General features: G+C 64.5%; 12 protein-coding genes. 9 read left to right on the top strand and 3 right to left on the bottom strand.

Features of this window, described 5'->3' with window-relative positions; genetic code table 11:
* Positions 1 to 278: 278 nt before the first annotated feature.
* Positions 279 to 1,181: a YicC/YloC family endoribonuclease gene (locus tag ABD919_RS04350; RefSeq protein ID WP_345234139.1), complete on the bottom strand. Its 903-nt coding sequence runs from the start codon at positions 1,179 to 1,181 to the stop codon at positions 279 to 281.
* A 293-nt stretch (positions 1,182 to 1,474) separates the two neighbouring features.
* Here ABD919_RS04350 and ABD919_RS04345 point away from each other — a divergent pair, with 293 nt between their 5' ends.
* The 4 genes from ABD919_RS04345 (at position 1,475) to ABD919_RS04330 (ending at position 8,934) form a co-directional block, all read left to right on the top strand.
* Positions 1,475 to 4,267 carry a TonB-dependent receptor gene (locus tag ABD919_RS04345; RefSeq protein WP_345234137.1) on the top strand — a complete coding sequence of 931 codons (2,793 nt, stop codon included), beginning with the start codon at positions 1,475 to 1,477 and terminating at the stop codon, positions 4,265 to 4,267.
* 128 nt (positions 4,268 to 4,395) lie between these two features.
* The gene (locus ABD919_RS04340; protein ID WP_345234135.1) at positions 4,396 to 6,042 is read left to right on the top strand and encodes a T9SS type A sorting domain-containing protein; all 1,647 of its coding nucleotides are present in this window, start codon (positions 4,396 to 4,398) and stop codon (positions 6,040 to 6,042) included.
* Positions 6,043 to 6,248: 206 nt separating this feature from the next.
* On the top strand, positions 6,249 to 7,448 hold the full coding sequence (locus ABD919_RS04335) for a glycosyltransferase (protein WP_345234133.1): 1,200 nt from the start codon (positions 6,249 to 6,251) through the stop codon (positions 7,446 to 7,448).
* A gap of 196 nt (positions 7,449 to 7,644) precedes the next feature.
* Complete coding sequence (locus ABD919_RS04330) at positions 7,645 to 8,934, top strand: lipopolysaccharide biosynthesis protein (RefSeq protein ID WP_345234131.1); 1,290 nt, start codon at positions 7,645 to 7,647, stop codon at positions 8,932 to 8,934.
* Between the two features lie 58 nt (positions 8,935 to 8,992).
* Here the strand turns inward: ABD919_RS04330 and ABD919_RS04325 are convergent, their stop codons facing one another.
* Together ABD919_RS04325 and ABD919_RS04320 are read right to left on the bottom strand one after the other, a co-directional pair.
* Complete coding sequence (locus ABD919_RS04325) at positions 8,993 to 13,003, bottom strand: DUF7948 domain-containing protein (RefSeq protein ID WP_345234129.1); 4,011 nt, start codon at positions 13,001 to 13,003, stop codon at positions 8,993 to 8,995.
* A gap of 273 nt (positions 13,004 to 13,276) precedes the next feature.
* Positions 13,277 to 16,768 (bottom strand): DUF7948 domain-containing protein, encoded by a 3,492-nt coding sequence (locus ABD919_RS04320; RefSeq protein ID WP_345234127.1) that lies wholly within the window; start codon positions 16,766 to 16,768, stop codon positions 13,277 to 13,279.
* A gap of 199 nt (positions 16,769 to 16,967) precedes the next feature.
* Here ABD919_RS04320 and ABD919_RS04315 point away from each other — a divergent pair, with 199 nt between their 5' ends.
* From ABD919_RS04315 to ABD919_RS04295, 5 genes are all read left to right on the top strand, one after another.
* Positions 16,968 to 18,158, top strand: coding sequence for an endonuclease/exonuclease/phosphatase family protein (locus ABD919_RS04315; protein ID WP_345234126.1), 1,191 nt, complete (start codon positions 16,968 to 16,970; stop codon positions 18,156 to 18,158).
* A 33-nt stretch (positions 18,159 to 18,191) separates the two neighbouring features.
* Complete coding sequence (locus ABD919_RS04310) at positions 18,192 to 18,599, top strand: four helix bundle protein (protein ID WP_345234124.1); 408 nt, start codon at positions 18,192 to 18,194, stop codon at positions 18,597 to 18,599.
* A 30-nt stretch (positions 18,600 to 18,629) separates the two neighbouring features.
* Positions 18,630 to 20,141 carry a cysteine--tRNA ligase gene (gene cysS, locus ABD919_RS04305; protein ID WP_345234122.1) on the top strand — a complete coding sequence of 504 codons (1,512 nt, stop codon included), beginning with the start codon at positions 18,630 to 18,632 and terminating at the stop codon, positions 20,139 to 20,141.
* Between the two features lie 98 nt (positions 20,142 to 20,239).
* Positions 20,240 to 21,256 (top strand): M28 family peptidase, encoded by a 1,017-nt coding sequence (locus tag ABD919_RS04300; RefSeq protein WP_345234121.1) that lies wholly within the window; start codon positions 20,240 to 20,242, stop codon positions 21,254 to 21,256.
* 393 nt (positions 21,257 to 21,649) lie between these two features.
* The gene (locus tag ABD919_RS04295) at positions 21,650 to 22,024 is read left to right on the top strand and encodes a hypothetical protein (RefSeq protein ID WP_345234119.1); all 375 of its coding nucleotides are present in this window, start codon (positions 21,650 to 21,652) and stop codon (positions 22,022 to 22,024) included.
* The last annotated feature ends 17 nt before the right edge of the window (positions 22,025 to 22,041 follow it).

Genomic DNA, 22,041 nt, shown 5'->3' with positions numbered 1-22,041 from the left:
TCCAAACTTTAGGTGACAAAGATTGCAGTTTTTTTTTAAACTACGAAAAATTTATTCTGAAGCTTTTCAATAACCGCCTAGTTATCGGGGTGTTGCGTTAAGCTTTCTTAGATAGGTTTTTGGCATTTCAAATTACTTGCCAAAAGGCTTCTGATAGCTGAGAGATTTCAAATTTTAGCGGGATAATGCAAAAAGAGGGCGTTTTGGCGGCTTTCGGCTAGCAAGTATGTCAGTATTTACACGTGTTTGCTGACGCAAAGTTTAGGTAAAAAAACTTTTTAAAGAATATTGTTTAGTTGCTCTTTTATTTTTTCCAGCTCCTCTTTCATGCCCACCACCAGGTGCTGCACGGTAGCATCGTTGGCCTTGGAGCCGATGGTGTTGATTTCGCGCCCTATTTCCTGAGCCAGGAAGCCCAGCTTCTTGCCTACGGCTTCGTCGGGCTGGTGAATGGCCTGCTCGAAGTAGTTGAGGTGAGCAGCCAGGCGCACCTTTTCTTCGGCGATGTCGAGCTTCTCTATATAATAAAGTACTTCCTGCTCGAACCGGGTGGCATTGAACTGCTCATGGCTGGTAAGCTCGGCCAGGTGGCTGTGCAGGCGCTGACGCACGTGCTCGACCCGGGCGGGGTCGTGCTGCTCTATTGCCGCGAGCTGCTGGCGAATGGTGGCGATGTAGCCCAGAATCTCCAGCGTGAGGGCCCGGCCTTCGTCGTGGCGAAACTGCTGAATGGCAGAAATGGCTTCCTGCAGCAGGGGCTGCAGCTCGGCCCAGCTAACTTCTTCGGCGGCGTCGGGCGTAGCGGCCTGGGCTTCGGCGGCCGTTGGAATTACGCCGGGCAGGCGCAGGGCAGCCAACAGGGTTTCTTCGGATACGGGCAGGTGCAGCGACTCGGCCACGGCCCGCAGCTCGTGGTAGGCTGCCAGCAGGGCTTCTCTGTTGATAGTAGCGACGGCCCGTGCTGCCGCCGGGCGGCTGAACTCCAGGTTGAGGTTGACTTTGCCGCGCAGCAAGGCCTTGGCCAGGGTGTTGCGGATTTCGGTTTCCTGGCTTTGCAGGAAGCGCGGCAGGCGCAGGCTGAGGTCGAACGTCTTGGAGTTGATGGACTTCAGCTCGACACTGGCGGTGTAAGCATCGGTTTCACGGTGGGCCTGGCCGTAGCCGGTCATGGAGATAAGCATGGGTATCGGGTTTGGGTGCGGACTGCTGCGGCCGCTTGCGGATGGTAAAGAAACGACCACGCGGCCGGTGATGCCATCCGGCGGACAAGCGCCAGGCGCTTAGCAAACTCCAGCGTCCTGGCCCGGCCTGCTGAGACAACCGGGGCGGGGAAGGGCAAAAAAGGCCGCAAAAGTAGGGCGCAAATGCCTGCGAAAAAACCAGCGCTGGGCGGGTAACAATAGCATAATGCGCTGGCTATGTTGCCGTAATAGGGCCCCGGTAGCTTTGCATTGTCAAACCAACCTGCTGCTTTATGCGCTTTGCTTTACTGGGTTTCTTTTTGTTGTGGATGAATGGCTTGGCTTTCGGCCAGCAAGGGATGGTAGTTGGAAAAGTAACCGATAAAAAGACCCGCGAGGGCGTAATCGGGGCCACCGTGCTGGTAACCGGCACCACCCAGGCAGCCCCCGTAAACGTGGATGGCAGCTATACGCTGCCCCTGGCCCCCGGTACCTACAGCATCACCATGACCTACGTGGGCTATAAGCCGCTCAGCTTCCCCGGCATCGTGGTGCGCAGCAAGCAGAACACCGTTCTGAATGCCGAGATGGAGGAAAACGCCACCGAGCTGACCGAGGTGACGGTGACCGGCGTGAAACAGACCGGCACCGAAATAGCCCTGATTCAGGACCTGAAAAAGAGCGAGGTGGTGGTGAGCGGCATGAGCAACGACCAGATTGTGAAAAGCCTGGACCGCGACGCCGCCGAGGTGGTGAAGCGCATTCCGGGCGTAACGGTGCAGAGCAACAACTTCATCGTGATTCGCGGCCTGGCCGAGCGCTACAACACCGTGATGCTGAACGACGCCCTCACGCCCTCGGCCGAGGTTGACACCCGCTCGTTCTCGTTCGACATCCTGCCCAGCTCGGTGATTGACCGGGTACTGATTTTTAAGTCGGGCGCCCCCGAGCTTCCCGGCGAGATGGGTGGCGGCGTGGTGAAGGTGTTTACCAAGAACAGCGTGCTGGAAAACAGCAGCAGCCTGACGGTGTCGGGCTGGAGCCGCAGCGGCACCACCGGCCAGGACTTCCTCACGACCAACCGCGGCCGCACCGACTGGCTGGGCTTCGACGGTGGCGAGCGTCAGCTGAGCAGCAGCCTGCCCGACAAGGTGAGTCGGGCGCCCATTGCCCTGCGCAACACCTGGCTGCCGCGTACCATCACGGCAATGCCCGACCTGCGTGTGTCGCTGGGCCTGAACCGCAAGTACGAGCTGGGCAGCGTGTACCTGAGCAACGTTACCTCGCTCTCGTACTCCAACAGCCGCGAGCAGTACGAAAACCTGCGCCAGCGCTTTACCCTGGAGCTGGACGAAGCCACCAACGGCCCGCGCAAGCAGTACGAGTACAACGACGTGCAGGCCACCTCGGCCGTGCGCCTGGGCCTTATCCACAACTGGCAGGTGCGCGTGAGCGACCGCACCCGCTTCGAGTTTCGCAACTTCCTGAACCAGTACGCCACCGATGAAGTGGTGCACCGCGTAGGCCAGACCCTGGACCAGGGCTTCGAGCGCGACGACAACGCCCTGCACTACCAGAGCCGTACCGTGTACGCGGGCCAGCTGCAAGGCAGCCACCAGGCCGGGGCCCACAACCGCACCAGCATCACCTGGACCACGGGCTACAACTACGTGTTCCGCGACGAGCCCGACTACAGCCGCTACCGCTACCAGCGCCGCATGCCCGAGGAGGGCCTGCCCGAAGACCGGTACGCCGTGGTGATTCCGCCCAGCGGCAACCCCTACGACGCCAGCCGCTTCTTCTCCGAGCTCAAGGAAAACACTTACATGGCCAGCGGGCAGCTGGAGCGCAGCCTGGCCGGGCGCGACACTACCCGGGCCAGCCAGTACAAAATCCGGGTGGGCTTCTACGCCGAGCAGAAGGAGCGCAACTTCTCCAACCGCTACTTCTCCTACATCCGCGGGCCGCGCTTCAACCGCGACATCTACGCACCGATTGAAGAGATTTTCGCGCCGGCCAACATCGACGCCCAGACCGGCTACGTGCTCGACGAGGGTACTTCTCCCCTGGACCGCTACAACGCCCAGAACACCCTGGCCGCGGGCTACGTGGGCGTGGTGGCCCCCATCTCCGACAAGTTCAGCCTCTCGGGCGGGCTGCGCCTGGAGTACAACCGCAAGTACCTGAAGAGCGGCGACGAGCAGCGCGCGGCCTATGAGGAGAAGCGCTTTATTCCCATGCCCTCGCTCAATGCCACCTTCAACTTCAACGACCGGTCCTTGCTGCGCCTGGGCAGCAGCGTGACCGTGAACCGGCCCGAGTTCCGGGAAGTAGCGGGCTACTCCTACTTCGACTTCGGCAGCAACGCCATCATCAGCGGCAACGACTCGCTGCGCACGGCCACGATTTACAACGCCGACCTGCGCTACGAGTTCTACCCCAGCCGCTCGGAGCTGATTTCGGTGGGGGTGTTCTACAAGTACTTCCGCGACGCCATCGAGCAAACCACGCTGTCGGTGCCCACCGAGCAGCTCTACCTCACCTACCAGAACGCCGACAACGCCTACGACATCGGGGCCGAGGTGGAGATGCGCAAGTCGCTGGCCGAGCTCAGCGGCAGCCGCTTCCTGCAGCGCTTTTCCATGGTGCTGAACGCCTCCTACATCCACAGCCGGGTGAAGCTGGCCGACACCGAGCAGAACCGGGGCCTGGCCCTCGACAACCGCCCGCTGCAGGGGCAGTCGCCCTACGTAGTGAATGCCGGCCTCTTTTACCAGGACGACGAGCACAAACTCCAGGTGTCGGCCCAGTACAACGTGGTGGGCCAACGCTTCCGCTTTATCGGCGACCAGCAGTTCAACTACTCCGTGATTGAGATGCCGCGGCACGTGTTCGACCTGGCCATTACGAAGACGGTAGGCCAGCACCTGCAAATCCGGGCCGGCATTCAGGACATCCTCAACCAGTCGACGCGCCTGCTCTACGACTTCAACCGCAACAGCAGGATTGACGACAACGAGCGGGGCTCCTTCGCCACCTACAAGCGCGGCAGCTACTCCACGCTGGGGCTGACCTGGAATTTTTAAGTCATCATTGAAAGCACTGCTAACAATAACGTAACCTCAACACCGCCAAAACATAACGCCCGCCCCATCCGGCGGGCGTTGTGCTGTCCGGACCTTTGCAGCGGCATCTCACCAATCAATTCGCCTTCATGAAAAAGCTTGTACTCTCCGCCTTTCTGGCCGTTGCCGCTATCGCCGCTATGCCCGCACAAGTGCAGGCGCAATGCAACCCGCAGGCGCCGGCGCCCATCGGCGTATCGGGTCAGATTACGGCCAACACCACCTGGACCAGCAACAACATCTACCTGCTTAATGGCTTTGTATACGTGCGCAACGGCGCCACGCTCACCATTGAGCCGGGCACCATCATCAAGGGCGATAAAGTGAGCAAGGGCACGCTCATCATTGAGCAGGGCGCCCGCATCATTGCCAACGGCACGGCGGCGCGGCCCATCGTGTTCACCTCGAACGAGCCCGTAGGCCAGCGCAATCGCGGCGACTGGGGTGGCGTCATCATCTGCGGCCGCGCTCCGGTGAACCTGGTTGGCAGCCCCGTAATTGAGGGTGGCGTAGGCTCGACCTTCGGCGGCAACCAGCCGGCCGACGACTCCGGCATCCTGCGCTACGTGCGCATCGAGTTTCCCGGCGTGGCCTTTCAGCCCAACTCCGAAATCAACGGCCTGACCCTGGGCGGCGTGGGCAGCGGCACCACCATCGAGTACGTGCAGGTGTACGGCTCGGGCGACGACTCCTTCGAGTGGTTTGGCGGCACGGTGAATGCCAGGTATCTGGTGGCCGTAGCGGCTACCGACGACGACTTCGACTCCGACAACGGCTACTCCGGCAACGTGCAGTTTGCCGTGACCGTGCGCGACCCCGCCGAAGCCGACGTGTCGGGCTCCACGGCCATTGAGTCGGACAACAACGCGGGCGGCTCCACAGCTACGCCCCAGACCTCGGCCGTATTCTCCAACATCAGCGCTTTCCTGGCCAACCGCACCGCCACCAACTTCACCCGAGCCATGCACCTGCGCCGCAACACGGCCATTTCGGTGCTCAACTCGGTATTTACCGGCTGGCCCCAGGGCCTGACCCTGGACGGCTCGGCCACGCAGGCCAACGCCACCAGCGGCGCCCTGGTGCTGAAGAACAACGTGCTGGCCGGCATGACGGTCAACTACTCCCAGCACTCGGGCGGTACCTACAACGTGCAGGCCTACTTCGAAAACGCCAGCCGCGGCAATGCCACCTACGCCGACGCCAGCAGCCTGGCCCTAAATGCCGACAACTTCGGCCCCACCACGCCCGCCGGCGCCTCGCCCAACTTTCTGCTGCCCACGGCCTCGCCCCTGAACACCGGCGCCAGCTTCGCCGATGCCAAGGTGGCCAACAGCTTCTTCACGCCGGTAGCGTATCGCGGCGCCTTCGGCCCGGCCGGCACCACCAACTGGGCCGCCGGCTGGACCAACTTCAACCCCCAGCTGACCTGCTACAACCGGCCCGGCTCCACGCTCTCGGCCCGCAGCGGCTCCGACCAGCTGCAAGGCCTGGCTGTGTACCCCAACCCCAGCACGGAAGCTGCCAACCTGTCGTTTGAGCTGAAGCGCGGCAGCGCGGCCACGGTACGCGTATTAGACCTCACCGGCCGCGAAGTTGCCACGGTGGTAGCCGGCAAAACCTTCGGTGCGGGCCCGCAGGTGCTGGCCCTGCCCGCCGGCCTGCCCGGCGGCGTGTACGTCGCAACCATTACCACCAGCGAAACCAGTCAGTCGGTGCGCTTCGTAGTTAGCAAGTAGCAGTTCACCCACTTTCTGCTCTTAAGGGAAGCCTGCTCCGGAAACGGGGCAGGCTTTTGCTTTGAGGCCCCAGTTGAAAGAGATGAGTTAAAAAGGTGGTTTACTTTCTAACTCTTCCCTTTTAACTACGCAAGAGCCAGGCAGGGGCTGCTCGCCAGCACCGTTCTTTGCAGCCAATTCCTCATTACTTAGCCCTTATTTCTCCCTTGAAACGGCCCCGCGTACTAATGCTGCCCAAGTGGTACCCGCAGCGCTACGACGACCAGGACGGCGACTTCGTGGGGCGGCACGTGGCGGCCATTGAGCAGTTTGGCGGGGCCGAGGTGGCGGTGCTGTTTGCCGCCGTGGCGCGGGGCCCCTTGCCGGGGCTGACCGATGCGGAAGAAGACCTGCGCGGGCCGGTACCTACGCTGCGTTACTACTACCGGGCGGCACCCACCGGCATGTCCCTGCTCGATAAGCCCCTGAAGCTGCTGCTGTATTTCTGGTGCCTGCTGCGCGGCTACCGGCGCCTGCGGCGGCACTGGGGGCAGCGGCCCGACCTGGTGCACGTGCACGTGCTGCTGCGCACCGGCCTGTTTGCCTGGGCGCTGAAAGCCCTGCACGGCATTCCCTTTGTCATCACCGAGCACTGGACGCTGTACCTGCCGCTGCGCTCGGCCGGCATCGGCTGGCTGCGGCGCGTGCTCACGCGGGCCGTGGTGCGCCGGGCCGATGCGCTGCACACGGTATCCGACGGGCTGCGGCAGGCCATGGCCCGGCTGGGCTTTGTGAACCCCCGCTCCGTCGTTATTGCCAACGTGGTCGATACCGACCTGTTTCGGCCGGAGGCGGTGGGGCCCGAGGTGCGGGCCACGCCGGCCCTGCTGCACGTGTCAGCGTTTCACGACGGGGTAAAGAACCTGTCAGGGGTGATGCGGGTGGTAGCCCGGCTGCGGGGCCTCTGGCCGGGCCTGCAGCTGCGCATTGCCGGCTACGGGCCCGATGAGCAGCCGCTCCAGGCCTACACCGCCGAGCTGGGCCTGCTGGCCGACGGCACGGCGGTGTTTCTGGGCAAGCTGGCCCACGCGGAGGTGGCCGCCGAGATGGCCCGCGCCACGGCCCTTGTTTCGTTTAGCCGGGCCGAAACCTTTGGCTGCGTGCTGCTGGAAGCGCGGGCCTGCGGCTGCCCGGTGGTGGCTACCCGCACCGGCGGCGTGCCCGAGCTGTTTCAGCCCGAGGGCAGCTTTGGCCTGCTGGTGACGCCCGACGACGAGCCAGCGCTGGAAGCCGCCCTGAACGCGGTGCTAAGCGGCACGGCCTCCTTCGAGCCCGGCCGGCTGCGGGCCGATGTTGCCGCCCGCTGCGCCCCCCAGGCCGTGGGGCAGGCGTTTGGGCAGCTGTACCAAACCGTGCTGGGAGAATAGCATCTGGTAAACGCGCTTTCTTTTCTGGGGCGGAGATGTTTTGGCTAAAGCTGAATTTGGGGGAGTTGATGTTGTGAGCTTCGTAGTGGGGAGGTCGTTCAGGTGTCGTTCAACGACCTCAACCACCCCAGTTGTCGCTGGCGCGACAACGTCCCCTCCTTGGTAAGGAGGGGAGTTTGCCGTTCTTTGCGGCTCCATGATAAAGCGCATTCTCCACCATTTTGCAGCACGGGTACTCACGGCCGGGCTCAGCTTCGTGGTGGTGTGGCTGACGGCGCGCTACCTGGGCGCGGCGGGCCGGGGGCAGGTCAGCCTGTTTGTGACCGACGTAGCGGCGCTGGTGCTGTTCATTGGCCTGGTGGGCGGCTCCTCGCTGATTTACCTGGTGCCGGGCCGCAACCTGTGGCTGCTGCTGCGGCCGGCCTATTCCTGGGCGGTGGTGGTGAGCGGCATAGGCGCCCTGCTGGTGGGCCTGCTGCGGCCCGTCGGGGCGGCGTATGTGGGCCACCTGGCGGCCGTCACGCTGGTGCAGGCCTGGTTTTCTGTCAACACCTTTCTGCTCCTGGGCCGGCAGCGGGAGCGGGCCTTCAATGGGCTGATGACCTTACAGACCCTGCTGCTGGCCGGGGCCCTGGCCCTGGCCTTCGGCCCGGCCGAGTGGCGGGAGGTCCCCGTGTTTTACTACGCCAACTACCTGGCTTTTGGCTTGCCGCTGCTTATCAGCCTGGCGCTGCTGCGGCGGCTGCCCGATGCCTGGGCCAGCCGCCGGCGCCGGCGCCGGGCGGTAGCCCGTGAGCTGGCCCGCCACAGCCGCGGCGCCCACTTCTCCAATATCCTCTCCTTTGCCAACTACCGCTTGGGCTACTACGCCGTCGCCTATTTTGCCGACGCCCGGGCCCTGGGCATACTTTCCGTGGGGGTGGCCCTGGCCGAGGCCATCTGGCTGATTCCGCGCAGCACGGCCCTGATTCAGTACGTGGCCCTGGTAAATGCCCGCGACAAGCAGGAGCAGACCTATGCTGCCCTGCGCGGCAGCCGCCTCACGCTGCTGGCTACGGCGGCTGCCGTGCTGGTGCTGGCGGCCGTGCCGGCCTCCTGGCTGGCGGCCGTGTTTGGGCCGGAGTTCGGCGGTGCTCAGGCCGTTATCTGGTGCCTGGCCCCGGGCATTCTGATAAACGGGGCCGGCATGCAGGCCAGCACCTATTTCGGCGGCGTGGCCCGCTACGGCGTCAACAACCGCGCATCCCTGCTGGGCCTGCTGGTGACGGTGCCGGCCTGCCTGCTGCTGGTGCCGCGCCTGGGCATTCTGGGCGCCGCCCTGGGCATGTCGGCGGCCTATGCGGCCAGCGTCGGCTACCTGTTCTGGCACTACCGCCGTGCTACCGGCGCCACCTGGGCCGACCTGCTGCCCGGCTGGGCAGATGTGCGCTGGGTACTGGAAGCGTTGCGCCAGATGAGTAGGCCGGAAACCAAAGGAAGAGTGTAGAACCAGCTCCTGGCGCGCAGCTTCGGCTCCCGTGGTCTTAGCTCCTGCTTCCAGGCGGCTACTTGATTACCTCTACCCAGCCGCGAATGCGGCGGCCGTCGGGGTACTCCAGCAGGTAGTAGTAGAGGCCGGCGGGCTGCCCTTCGGCCCGCCAGTCGTTCTGATAAGCCGGGGCTTCGAATACGCGCTGTCCCCAGCGGGAGAACAGCTGAATGCGGGGCGCACAGCCCGGCGGCAGGCGGAAGCTGCTATTCAGCTGGTCGTCGGTGCCGGGGGTGAATACGTTGGGAATACGCTGGTCGACCACTTCTACCGGCGTCAGCCGGGCCTGGGTCTGGCACTGCCCATTGAGGTAGCGCAGGGTAGCTTGTGGGGTATAGCGCCCCGCTGCGGCGTAGGTGTGGCTTACCTCGAAGCCCTGGGCGGGCGCGCTGCCATCGCCAAAGTCCCAGCTTAGCTCGCCGGCTGCGGTGGGGGTCGAAAAGCGCACCGTCAGCGGGGCCTGGCGGTCCTCGGCGCAGGCTACCGGCATCCAGGTCGGCTGCAGCTGGGGCACGGCCGCTACGGCTACCCGACGGGTAGCGGTGCCAGGGCAGGTGCCGGCTACGCTATACACCAGGCTGGCGGTGCCGGCGAAGTTGGCCGGCAGCGTAAACACAAAGCCCGCGGCCACGCTGCCGCTGACGCCCGGCCCGGCCCAGCTGCCGCCCGCGGGGCTGGCCCGCAGGCGAAAGGGCTGGGTGCTGCCGGGGCACAAGGTAGTGTCGGCGGGCACCGACACGCTCTGGGTAGGCGCCACGGTTACAGGCAAGACGCCCGTGGCCGGACAAACCGCAGCCCCCAGCGTGTAGGTAAGCTGGTAGCTGCCGGGGCCAATGGCGGGCGAAAAGAAAAAGCCGGCCGTTGGGTTGCCGCTCACGCCGGGGCCAGTCCAGATGCCGCCGGCCGGGCTGCCCACCAGGGGCTGAGGCCCGGCGGCTACGCACAGCGGAGGCAGAGGCGTCAGGCTGAGGCTGGGCACGGCTTGCACGTTTATCGTGGCGCTGCTGCTGGCCGTGCAGGTAGTGCCGCCGGTGCCGGTAGCCGTTACACTGTAAGTCAGCTGACTTGGGCCCGCCGGGGCCTGGGCCGGCGTAAACACAAAGCCCGTAGCCACGCTGCCGCTGACGCCCGGCCCGGCCCAGCTGCCGCCGGCGGGCGAGCCCGTCAAGGGAATAGGGGCGGCATTGGCGCATACTGTCTGGTTGGGGCGGGACGTCACCAGCAGCACCTGCACGGCTTGGGGCACCGTTATGCTGCAGCCGCCATTACTGTAGGTATAGCTGAGGGTGTGGGTGCCGTTACCGGCCGCAGCCGGAGTAAAAACGCTGCCGCTCACGCCCGGGCCACTGAAGCTGCCCCCGGCCGGCGAAGCCTGCAGCTGCACCGGCGGGGGTGGGGTGGTCGCGTCACTGCAGAGTAGCGGCGGCAGGGCTGTGAAAGAAGCCGTAAGCCCGGGCGTGACCGTGACCCGGCGGTTGGCCGTGGTGGTGCACAGGCCGGTGCTGACCACGGTGTAGGTCAGCGTTTGTACCCCGGTGAGGGCCGGGCTGGGGGTAAAAGTGAAGCCCGTGGCTACGCTGCCGCTCACAGCGGGCCCCGACCAGATGCCGCCGCCGGGGCTGCCGACCAGGGGGAAGGGTGCTGCTGTCGCACACACCGTCTGGTCGGCGCCGGCCGCGGCGATGCCGGGCTGAAAGTTGAAGACGAAGGCCGCGTTGTTGCAGCCGAACGGGTCGCCGTTGGTAGTCGAAAACGAGTTGGCACCCGCCGGCATGGGGAAGCCTGTGCCGGAAAAGCAGGAGCACACCGACTGGTACACGATGCCGCGCGGGTCGAAGCGGGAGGTGCCGCCGTCCACGTGGTCGCCTTCGCTGTTCGGGGCGGTGTTGCCATAGAAGGTGCCGTAGCCCAGGCCGGTGAGGCCGGCGGTAAACTGGGCCAGGTAGAAGTCGTCTCCATCGGTGTTCGTTTGCACGGCACCCGGCGTAGTGGGCAGCCCGAAGGTGGTGCCGTTCTGGCTCAGGTAGGGCTTGGTGTTGAAAGAGCCGGCCAGGTTATCGTCGCCGCCCCAGCCGCACACATACACCCGGTCGCAGCGGTCGACGAGGAAGGCCGTGGGCGTGATATTCACCGTGCGGACACCGCTGCCAAATACCATGGCCAGCTGGGTAGCGCTGAGGTTGGCATCGAGCTTATGAATAAACTGGGTGCCGTTGGGGGTATTGTACAGGCCGGGGGTGACGGGGTAGTTGCCCATGGTCTGGCCCAGCACGTACACCCCGCCGTCGGTGCCCAGCTGCAGGAAGTAGGCCTGGTCGTAGGCCGACGTGCCCAGGTAGGTGCTCCGGGTAATGCGGCTGCCGCTTTGCAGAATGCGCACCACAAAGCCGTCGACGTCACCAGACCGGGTGGCCTGATAGGCGCCCCCCGTCACCGGAAAATCGGCGCTGAGCGTGCCGCCGGCTACGTACACATCGCCGGTGCCTGGCTCCAGCTGAATGGAGTAGGCCGCATCGGCGCCGCTGCCGCCCAGCAGGCCGGCCCACAGCACCGCGCTCAGGTCGGGCGTAAGCTTGCACACCAGGCCATCGGAGGAGCCGCCATTGTAGAGGTTGCCGAAGCTGTTGCGCCCGGGGAAGTTGGCGGAGGTGGTGCTGGAGGCGATGTACACGTTGTCCTGGGCATCCACCACGATGTCGCCCCGGAACGGGTCGCCGTAGTTGTGCGGCAGCTGGGGCAGGGTCGAGAAGGGGCTGAGCGGTACCAGGCCGTCGCTGCTGCTGCCGCCCAGGAAGGTGGAGCCCAGCAGCGCGCTGCCGGTGGCGCTGAGGCGGCTCACCACGATGTCGGTGCCGTTGGGTACTTCATAGGCGCCGCCAAAGGTGCCGCCGATGCCGAAGGGGTCGGCGTAGCTGCCGCCGCCAAACAGGCGCTGGGCGGCCGTGGCCGTTACGGGGTAGTTGCGGGAGGCCGAGCTGCCCAGCACCAGCAGCTCGCCCTGGTTGTTCACCACCAGGCTGTGCGGGAAGTCCCAGTCGTTGCCGCCAATCAGGGTGGCCCACACCCGGGCGCCGGGGCCGTTCTGGCTCACGTTGTACTTGATGAGGGCCATGTCGGCCTCGCCGCCGAAGGTGGTTTGAAAAGCCCCCGGCGTTACGGGGAAGCCAAAGCCAAAGGCTATGCCGCCGGAGTAGAGGTTGCCCTGCTGGTCGTAGGTAGCCGTAAAGCCCCAGTTGGTGGCCGAGGAGCCCGAGTAGGTGGAAAACACCACTACCGGGTCGATGGTCAGGGGCCGGCGGCGGTCGTAGCGGCCCAGGGCGAAGCTGACCACGTTTTTCCGGAGTACGTAGCGGCAGGCCACCGGCTGGCGCCGGCCCTGGGCATCGGTCTGCCAGGCCTGGGGCGCTTTTTCGGTGAGGGTGCCCACGCTGGTGGTCAGCTGCAGGCTGCCTTCCGCGTCCAGCCGCAGAGCCTCGGCGCCGAGGTGGCGAATGGCAATGGCCGAAGGGTCGGCGTTGGGGGCCAGCTCGAAGTCGTATTCCAGCTGCTGGCTGTCGTTTTCATACACGCGGGCGCCGATGCCCGGCCAGAGTGCCGGGTACTGTACTTGCCGGTAGCTGCGCACGTCGTGGGCCCAGCGGGCCGGGTCGGCACCCCGGAAGTAGTTGCGGTGCTCCTCGGTGCGCTCCCCGGCGCGGAGGGGGACTGCGGCGGCCCCCACAAACTCTAGTACCAGGGCGTGGGCCCGCAGCGGCGTGTCGGGCGCCGGGGCGTTTGCCGAAGCCTTCGGCCCGTGCCCCGGCGGGCTGATATTCTGCCCCAGCACCAGGCGCATGCCCGTGGCTTCCAGAAAAAGGCGCCCGCCGCGCAGGTCGGCTTCGTAGCGGGAGCGGGCATCCCACTGCCCTTTGTTTTCGATAAATTCCACGGTGCGGCCAGCCGACGAGCTGCTGTGGGCGCGGCCAGAAAAGGCCAGCAGCAGGCCGCAGAGCAGCAGGAAAGAAAGGGGAAGGTAGCGTGTTTGCATGGGTAGGAATAAGACGGGAAAAGGTCACTACTGCCTGCCTCCGATGGTAGAAGACAGCGCCTGTCGGGTAATCGGACCGGGCTGGTCACGAGTTGCCCCGCTACTGCAGGAAGGTAGCAGAAAGCGGCTAAGCGGCCGCTTATCCAGCGGCGAGGGCTGAGGCGGGAAACAAAAAAACGTCCCGGGTCGTGGCCGACTGCGGGACGTTTTCTACAGGTGGTTCGTGACCCTGGCTGGAAAGGGCAGGCGCCGCGGCACGGGCTTCCGGCTACGCTACTTTACTACTTCCACCCAGCCTTTTACGGTGCGCCCGTCGATATCCTTCAGCAGGTAGTAATAGAGGCCGGCCGCCAGGCCTTCGGCCCGCCAGTTGTTGGCGTAGCTGTCGGTGGCATACACCTGCTGGCCCCAGCGCGAAAACACCTTCAGCGAAGCCGGCTCGCAGCTGAACAGCGGGCGGAAAGTGTCGTTGGCCTGGTCGCCATTGGGGGTAATGATGTTGGGCACGAATACCTTGCCCACCTCCAGCGGCGCAAACTGCGTCAGCACGTCGCAGTTGGCGTAGCGGGCAGTGAGACGCACCCGGTAGGTGCCTGGCTTCTCAAAAAGGTGGCGCGGACTGGCTTCGTTGCTAATGGCGCTGCCATCGCCGAAGTCCCACTCGTAAATGGCGTTGGGCGCAATCAGCACCGGGTTGAGGGTACAGTCGAACGGCGCCAGGCCGGCGTATTGGGGAGCGGTGGCGCATACGGGCAAGTTCAGGCCGGCATCGACGGACGAGGCCGGGGCCAGCACCACGGTGCGCACGGCCGTGACGCGGCAGGGGGGCTGGTCCACGGTGTAGGTGAGCCGGAACACGCCGCCCCGGTTGTTGGTGTTGGGCGGCGTAAACAAGCCGCCCGCGGTAACTCCGGTGCCGCTCCAGGTGCCACCGGCCGGGGACTGGCCGCGCAGCTGGAAGGGGCGCATGCGGTCGGCGCAGAGGGTGGTATCGGGCCCGGCCGCAATGGGCGGCTGCGCCGATACTATCACCTGCTGGCTGGTGGTGCCGCAGCCCAGGGAGTCGCTCACGGTGTAGGTAATGGTGTGGGTGCCCGGGCCGGCAGCCTGCGGACTAAAGCGGTTGCCGCTCATGCCCCGGCCACTGAAGCTGCCACCGGACGGCGTGGCGGCCACGGTTATGGCCTCGCCCGATACGCACTGCGGCGGTACCGTAGCCATGGTTGGCACCACGGCCGGGGCTACCAGGTAGCGCACCCGCAGCGTGGCCTGGCACACGCCCGTAGTGGCCACGGTGTAGGTGAGCATGTGCTGGCCGGCGCCTACGGCCAGGGGAACGAACTCGTAGCCGCCGGCAGCCGTCAGGCGCACGCCGGGGCCGGTCCAGGTGCCGCCCGCCGGGCTGCCGCCCAGGGCCACCGGCCCGTTCTCCAGGCACAGGGTGCGCCGCGGGCCGGGGTTGGCCACCACGGGCTGAAAGTCAATTTTGAAGGCCGCGTTGTTGCAGTTGGTGCCGGAGTTGCCCTTGGTGGGGGAGTAAGTGTTGGCGCCGGGCGGCACGGGGAAGGCGTACTGGCTGCGGCAGCCGCCGCACACGGCCTGGTACACCACGCCGCGCTTGTCGAAGCGGGAGGTGCCGCCGTCTACGTGCTCGGCACCTTCACCATTAGGCCCAACGCCGGCAATGCCAAAGAAGCTGCCATACTCCAGCCGGGTCATGCCGGGGGTGAACTGGGCCAGGTAAAAGTCGGAGCCGTCGGTAGTGGCGCGCACGGCGTTGGCGGTGGTGGGCAGGCCGGAAGTAGAGCCGCCCAGGTAGCCGCCGTTGGTGTGGCCGCCCCAGCCGCTGATGTACACCCGCTCGCAGTCGTCGACCAGAAAGGCCGTGGGCACCAGGGTAGGGCCGCCAAAGGCCGTGCTGTAGGCGCTGGCCGTCAGGTCGGCACTCAGCTTCTGGATAAACAAGTTGCCGTTGGCATTGCCGTACAGCCCGGGCGTGCGCGGAAACGAACCCGTGGTCTGGCCCAGCAGGTAGGCGTTGCCCAGGGCATCAAGCTGCAGAAACTGGGCCTGGTCGTAGCTGGCAGTGCCCACGTAGGTAGCGGCTTCCTGCACGCCCGTGGCGGAGTAGCTCACCACAACCCCATCGCTGTCCCCTCCCTGATAGGAGTTCAGGTAGGAGCCGGGGGTGGCCAGTCCGGTGCTGGTGGTGCCGCCACTGGCATACACCCGGCCCTGGGGGGCGAGCTGCACCGAGTACAGGGCATCGGCTCCGCTGCCGCCCACGTAGCGGGCCCACAGCACCGTGGTCAGGTTAGGCGAGAGCTTGCACAGCAGGCCGTCGCTGCCTCCGCCCCGGTAGCCGCTGAAGCCGTGGAAGCTGGGCGAGTTGGTGTTGGAGGCAATAAATACGTTGCCGGCGCCGTCCAGCAGGATGTCGCTGCGGAAGGAGTCGCCGTAGTTGGCCGTCAGGGGCGAGTTGGTGGCCAGCACGCCGTCGTTGCCGCTGCCGCCCAGGTAAGTGCTGGCCACCAGCAGGCTGCCCGTGGCATTCAGCCGGGTTACCACCAGGTCGGAGCCGCCCGCCATTTGAAACGTGGCATCGCTGGAGCCAAAAGGGCTGATGGTGCTGCCGCCCGCGTGGCTGCGGCTGATGGCGCCGCTGGTGGTGGGGTAGTCGCGCGAGCTGGTGCTGCCCAGCATCACTAGCTCGCCCTGGGCATTGGTCACCATGCTGTGCGGGTAATCGTTGAGAATGCCGCCCAGGTAAGTAGCCCATACCCGCGAGGCAGCGCCAGTTACGGCGGGGTTGTACTTGATAATGGCGATGTCGCTCAAGCCGGCCCAGCGGGTGCTGAAGGCGCCATTGGTGGTAGGGAAGCCCAGGGAAAAGGCAATGCCGCCGGAATACATGTTGCCCTGCTGGTCGTAGGTAGCCGTAAAGCCCCAGTTGTCGGCCGTCGATGCTGTAAACGACGAGAACACCACCGTGGGGTCGATGGTCAGCGGCCGGGTTTTATCATACGCCCCGAGCACAAACGAGACGGTGCTGCCTTGCAGCGCGTAGCGGCAGGCTACGGGCTGGCGCTGCCCGCCCGCGGTGGTCTGCCAGGCCTTGGGTGCCAGCTCCTGCACCGTGCCCACCGTGGTTTTCACTACGAGGTTGCCGCGGGCATCAAGGCGCACGTTGTCGGCGCCTTCGTAGCGCAGGGCAATGCGGGCGGGATTGGTCTGCGCGGCCAGCAGGAAGTCGTACTCCAGCTGGCGGTCCTGGTTTTCGTACACCTGCAGGCCGATGCCAGTCCATAGCTCCGCGTACTTCACCCGCCGGAAGCTGGGCACGTTGCTGGCCCAGCGCCGGGCATCGCTGCCGATAAAGTAGTTGCGCACTTCGGCGGTAGGGGTCTCGGCCGTGATGCGCGGCCGCGGGTTGGCCTGCTCAAAGTGAACGGTATAGGCGTGGCCTGCCACCATCTTTTCGCCCTCGGCCGGTGAGGCGGCCGCTTCGGGAGTGCCATGATGCTGCAGGTCTTTGCCATCTACCAGGGAGTAGGTAAACGCCGTAGACTGTAGAAAAAGGCGGCCGGCAGAAAGCGGGGCCGCGTAGCGCACGTGACTATCCCACTGCCCTTTGTTTGGAATAAATTCCAGGCTGGCGCCCGGAGTAGAAGCGGCTATCCCGGGCAGCGGCAGCGCGGCCAGGGTTAGTGCGCCGAGAATAAGCCTGCGCAGCGGCGGGCAGCTAAAAGGAAAAAGTAGGAACATAAGCAAGCCGCAGGGCGGCAGAAGCGCAGAAGAAAACCGTAAAGTTGCGTAGTAGACCATCAGCTGGCACAAGGCGTTGCCTGTGCGATGGCGAGGCAACCCGCGCCGCACAAAATTCGTGCGACAAACGGTGGAACTCCTTACTTACCTTCCGGCAAGAGGTACGGCCCCTACCTTTGTTGCCCTTGCTGCTTGTGCTGTGCGTCGTTCGTTTGCCTTTAAGATAACCCTGCTGGTGCTGCTGTGGCTGCTGCTGGCCATTGCCTGCCAGCAAGTGCCGGGTACGGTGTTCTGGCCCACCATCTTTGGTGCCATTACCACGCCGTTGGCGCTGCTGCTCACGGGGTTGCTTGTGCTGTACTGGCTGCGGCGCAACTGGCGGGTGGCGCTGCTGCCGGGGCTGGCGCTGGGCCTGTGCTGGCCCCACGTGCAGCGTGGCCTGGCGCTGCACCCGCTGCACACCCCACCCTCGGCCCAGCTGCAGGTGAAGTCCGCAAAAGGAAATATTCCGGCGTCCACCTTTTTCACGCCGCAGGCCCCGGATGAGCTGCTGCTGCTGTCGGCCAACGTGCGCATCTTCAACGTGTATGGCCAGCTACGTGACCCGAACTTTGCCTCATCCAAGGGCTTTATCCGTTGGCTAAGCCAAAGCCCGGCCGATGTGCTCTGCCTGCAGGAGTACTACCACGAGCCTCGCGGCTCGCAGGAAAACGGGTCGGTGTTCAAGGCAAGCGCCTACATCGGGCCACAGTCGGGGCGCCATCCGTTTGTGTCCAAGACCCTCACCAACCGCATTGGCGCCGAGTTCGGCTTGGCCATCTTCTCACGCTTTCCTATAGTGCGGCGCGGCACCATCCGCTTTGCCCGCTCCAGCCATAACCACGCCATGTGGGCCGACCTGGCCCGCCCCGCTACACCCGGGCGCCGGGCCGATACCATCCGGGTATTCAACCTGCACCTGCAGAGCATGAGCCTGGAGGAAAACGACATCGTGGCCGCCGCGGGCAGCAAAAAAGGCTTTCAGCAAAAGGGGCGCAACCTGCTGCGGCGCTTCCGCAACGGCGCCGTGGCCCGCGGCACGCAGGTCGATACCGTGCTGGCCCGCATTGCCCGCTCGCCCTACCCCGTGCTGCTGGCCGGCGACCTCAACGACCTGCCCTATTCCTACACCTACGACCAGCTGGCCGACCACCTGCAGAATGCCTGGGCCACGGCCGGCACCGGCATCGGCGCGACCTACAACGGCCGCCTGCCGGCCCTGCGCATCGACAACCAGTTTGCCTCCCGCCACTGGCAGGTGCTGGGCTGCCGCGTACACAAGGAAATCCTCTGGTCCGACCACTTTCCGGTGGAGGCACTGTACCGTATTTCAGTTAGCAGTGAACAGTGAACAGTTAGTAAAAGCTGGCGAGTAACTTTGACTGTGGATACGCCAAAGCACCAAGCCGGTCCGTTGCTGCAAAAATCCTTTGCCTTCGCAGTACGAGTGATGAAACTTCACCGGCATTTGCAGGCTAAGGAGCATGAATTTAATGTGTCGAAACAGCTCGTTCGCAGCGCCACTTCCATAGGAGCAAATGCAGAGGAAGCTACTGGGGCCATATCGAGTGCTGATTTTACAAGTAAACTTTCCATTGCTTACAAAGAAGCCAGGGAGACTAGTTATTGGCTCCGTTTGCTTCATGCATCCGGGTATCTGGAAGAAAAGCTGTTCGTATCATTTCATGACGATTGCCAGCAACTTTGTCGTATCCTTTTTTCTATTTTACGGTCAAGTGGCCGCGCCTGCCCCGTATTTTCTAACTGCCTTTTACTAACTGTTAACAGTTAACTGCTAACTGTTAACTGCCCCCTGCCTTTCATGTCGCTCTCGCTTTACAACACCCTCACCCGTAAAAAGGAAGAATTTCAGCCCGTGCACCCGCCCATGGTGGGCCTCTACCTCTGCGGCCCCACCGTGTACAACGAGGCGCACCTGGGCAACGCCCGCGGCCCGGTGGTGTTTGATATTCTGACCCGCTACCTGCGCTACCTCGGCTACACCGTGCGCTACGTGCGCAACATCACCGACGTGGGCCACCTGCAGGGCGACGGCGACGACGGCGAAGACCCCATGGTGAAGGCCGCCCGCGCCCAGAAGCTGGAGCCCATGCAGGTAGCCCAGTACTACGCCAACCGCTACCGCGTGAACATGGCCGCCCTGGGCTGCCTGCCGCCCGACATCGAGCCCCAGGCCAGCGGCCACATCACCGAGCAGATTCAGATGGTGCAGGAAATCATCGAGAACGGCTTTGCCTACGAGGTGAACGGCTCGGTGTACTTCGACGTGCCCAAGTACGACCAGGCCCACCGCTACGGCATTCTTTCCAACCGCTCCATTGAAGACCAGCTGGCCGGCACCCGCGACAACCTCGCCGGGCAGGACGAGAAGCGCAGCCCCCTGGACTTTGCCCTCTGGAAAAAGGCCGACCCCGAGCACATCATGCGCTGGCCCTCGCCCTGGAGCGACGGCTTCCCCGGCTGGCACCTCGAGTGCTCGGCCATGGGCCGCAAGTACCTTGGCGCCGAGTACGACATCCACGGCGGCGGCCTCGACCTCATGTTTCCGCACCACGAGTGCGAAATCGCCCAGAGCCAGGCCAGCCACAGCCACACCAGCGAGGCCCGCTTCTGGCTGCACAACAACATGATTACCGTGAACGGGGCCAAGATGAGCAAGTCGCTGGGCAACTTCATTACCATCAGTGACTTGTTTAAAGGCCCGGCCGGCGGGCTCTCCCAGGCCTACTCGCCCATGGTGGCCCGCTTCTTCCTGCTGCAGGCTCACTACCGCTCGCCCGTCGACGTGAGCGACGAGGCGCTGCAGGCCGCCCGCAAAGGCTACCGCAAGCTCATGAACGGCCTGCGCCTGCTGGATAAGCTGGTTGCGGGTTCCTTGGCGCTGGTTTCTGGTTTAAACGACAACGAGAAACCAGAAACCGGCAACCAGGAACTAGCGAAGCTCAGCGCCGACCTGTTCACCGGCCTCAACGACGACCTGAACACGGCCCGCTGCATTGCCAGCCTGTTCAACCTGCTCCGCAAGTTCAACACCCTGGCCACCACGCCGGCGGCCCTGGCCGATGTCAGCGCCGAAGCCCTGCAGGAGGCCGTGCAAGCCTACCGCACCGTGGTGGTCGACATCCTGGGCCTGCACGACGAGCCCCGCGCCGACGCCGAGCAGCTGCTGGAGCTCACGCTGGGCTTTTACACCGAGGCCAAGCAGGCCAAGGCCTACGACAAGGTCGACCAGATTCGGGCGGCACTCAAAGGCCAGGGCATCGTTATCAAAGACACCAAGTCTGGTGTGGAGTGGGCCTACAGCGAAGAGTAACTCTTAATTAGCTGTTAGCTAATAGCATGGGCCTTTAATCGGCCCTTGGGTGTTAGCTGACGGCCATGCGCCTAACTATCAGAGCTAATAGCTTTATTATGAAACTTCGCCTTTCCCTGGCGGCCCTGGCCGGCTTGTTCCTGCTCACGGCCTGCCCCGATAAAAAGAACGTCGAAACGGCCGACACACCCGTCGAAGCGCCGCTGCCCAAGGCCCCGGTGTTCAACGCCGACTCAGCCTATGCCTTTACGGCCAAGCAGGTTGCCTTCGGGCCCCGCGTGCCCAACACCAAGGCCCACCAGGCCTGCGGCGACTACCTCGTGGCCAGGTTCAAGGGCTGGGGGCTGAAAGTGAAGGAGCAGCCCTTTCAGGCCATGACCTTTGACGGGACCATGCTACGGGCCCGCAACATCATTGCCCAGTACCAGCCCCAGGCCGCCCGCCGCGTGGCCATCTTTGCCCACTGGGACACCCGCCCCTGGGCCGATGCCGACCCCAACAAGAAAAATGCGCCGCTCGACGGAGCTTCCGACGGCGCCAGCGGCGTGGCCGTGGCCCTGGAAATGGCCCGCATCCTGGCCGCGCAGCCCGACAGCCTGGCGCCGGCCGTGGGTGTCGACTTCATCCTGTTCGACGCCGAAGACTGGGGCCACGACTCGGGCACCCAGCAGAACCTGAAAAACCAGCTCGAAGGCGCCGGCGACTCCTGGTGCCTGGGCTCGCAGTACTGGGCCAAGAACCTGGTGCCGGCCGGCTACAAGGCCGAGTACGGCGTGCTGTTCGACATGGTAGGGGCCCGCGGCGCCAAGTTCAGCCGCGAGGAGCTGTCGCGCAACAGCGCCCGCCAGGCCCTGGACAAAATCTGGAACACGGCCGCCCGCCTGGGCTACACCGACTACTTCCTGTTCCAGGACTCGCCCGGCATCACCGACGACCACGTGTACACCAACCAGGCCGGCATTCCTACGGTCGACATCATCGACCACCTGCCCAACAACCCCAACCAGTACTTCCCCAACTACCACCACGCCACCACCGACAACATGGACGTCATCGACCGCAAAACGCTGAAGGCCGTGGGGCAGACCGTGACGCAGGTGCTGTATTTGAACTAAAGCCCGCCCATCTGGTAGCAGCGCCGCAAGCAGCCGACACCCCGTCCGGCCGCTTGCGGCGCTTTTTTATGCCCAGCTTCGCGCTGCCTGTATAGGGGCACTCGTCCGGAATTTTATGAAGCTTCTTTTTCTCCTGGCAGGCCTGCTGTCCTCTCAACCCACCCTGGCCACAGTCACTTACCAAGCCGGCGGTGCAGGTAGCGCCTAACATCGTGCTAATGGCAAGGTGGCAGTAACGCCCTTCGACGGCCTGAGCGGTTTAGTGCACGGTGCAGGTGAATGCAGCCGGCCGAAGAGCTGAGTCCGCAAGCAGCGAATTGCCGGAGCAGCTGGTTAAAAAAACGATAGTTTCCGTATAAGAAGCTCGCCATGTAATGCTTCTCTGCTTGCCGTATGCCCGTTCCTTCATCCAAAGCGCCGCACTTGCTGGCCTGGCTGTTTGCCTGGCTGCTGGCTGTGGCGGGCCTGGTACCTGGCACAGCAGTAGCAGCGGCACGACCTGAGCACGCGGTGGCGCCGGCAGAAAGCCTGCGCGGGCATGCGGTACCCTTCAACTTCGAGTATTTCCGCCCCGATGTCATTGCCCCGGAGGCTGCCGCCGTCCCGGGCTTATTGTTTGTTCCACCGGTTTGCACACCGCTGCCGCTGAGCTGGGCAGCAGCCTGGCCAGTAGCCTGGCTGCTTTCGCCCTTGGCGCGGCCCCAGCCGGCTATAGGTCGCTATCGGGAGCGGCTGCTGCGGGTATCGCTCTCTCCCAACGCGCCTTAGGCTGCTCTTGTTTTCCA

The sequence above is a fragment of the Hymenobacter saemangeumensis genome (assembly GCF_039541835.1).
GTDB lineage: Bacteria > Bacteroidota > Bacteroidia > Cytophagales > Hymenobacteraceae > Hymenobacter > Hymenobacter saemangeumensis.
This window is presented reverse-complemented; position numbering and strand designations above follow the sequence as displayed.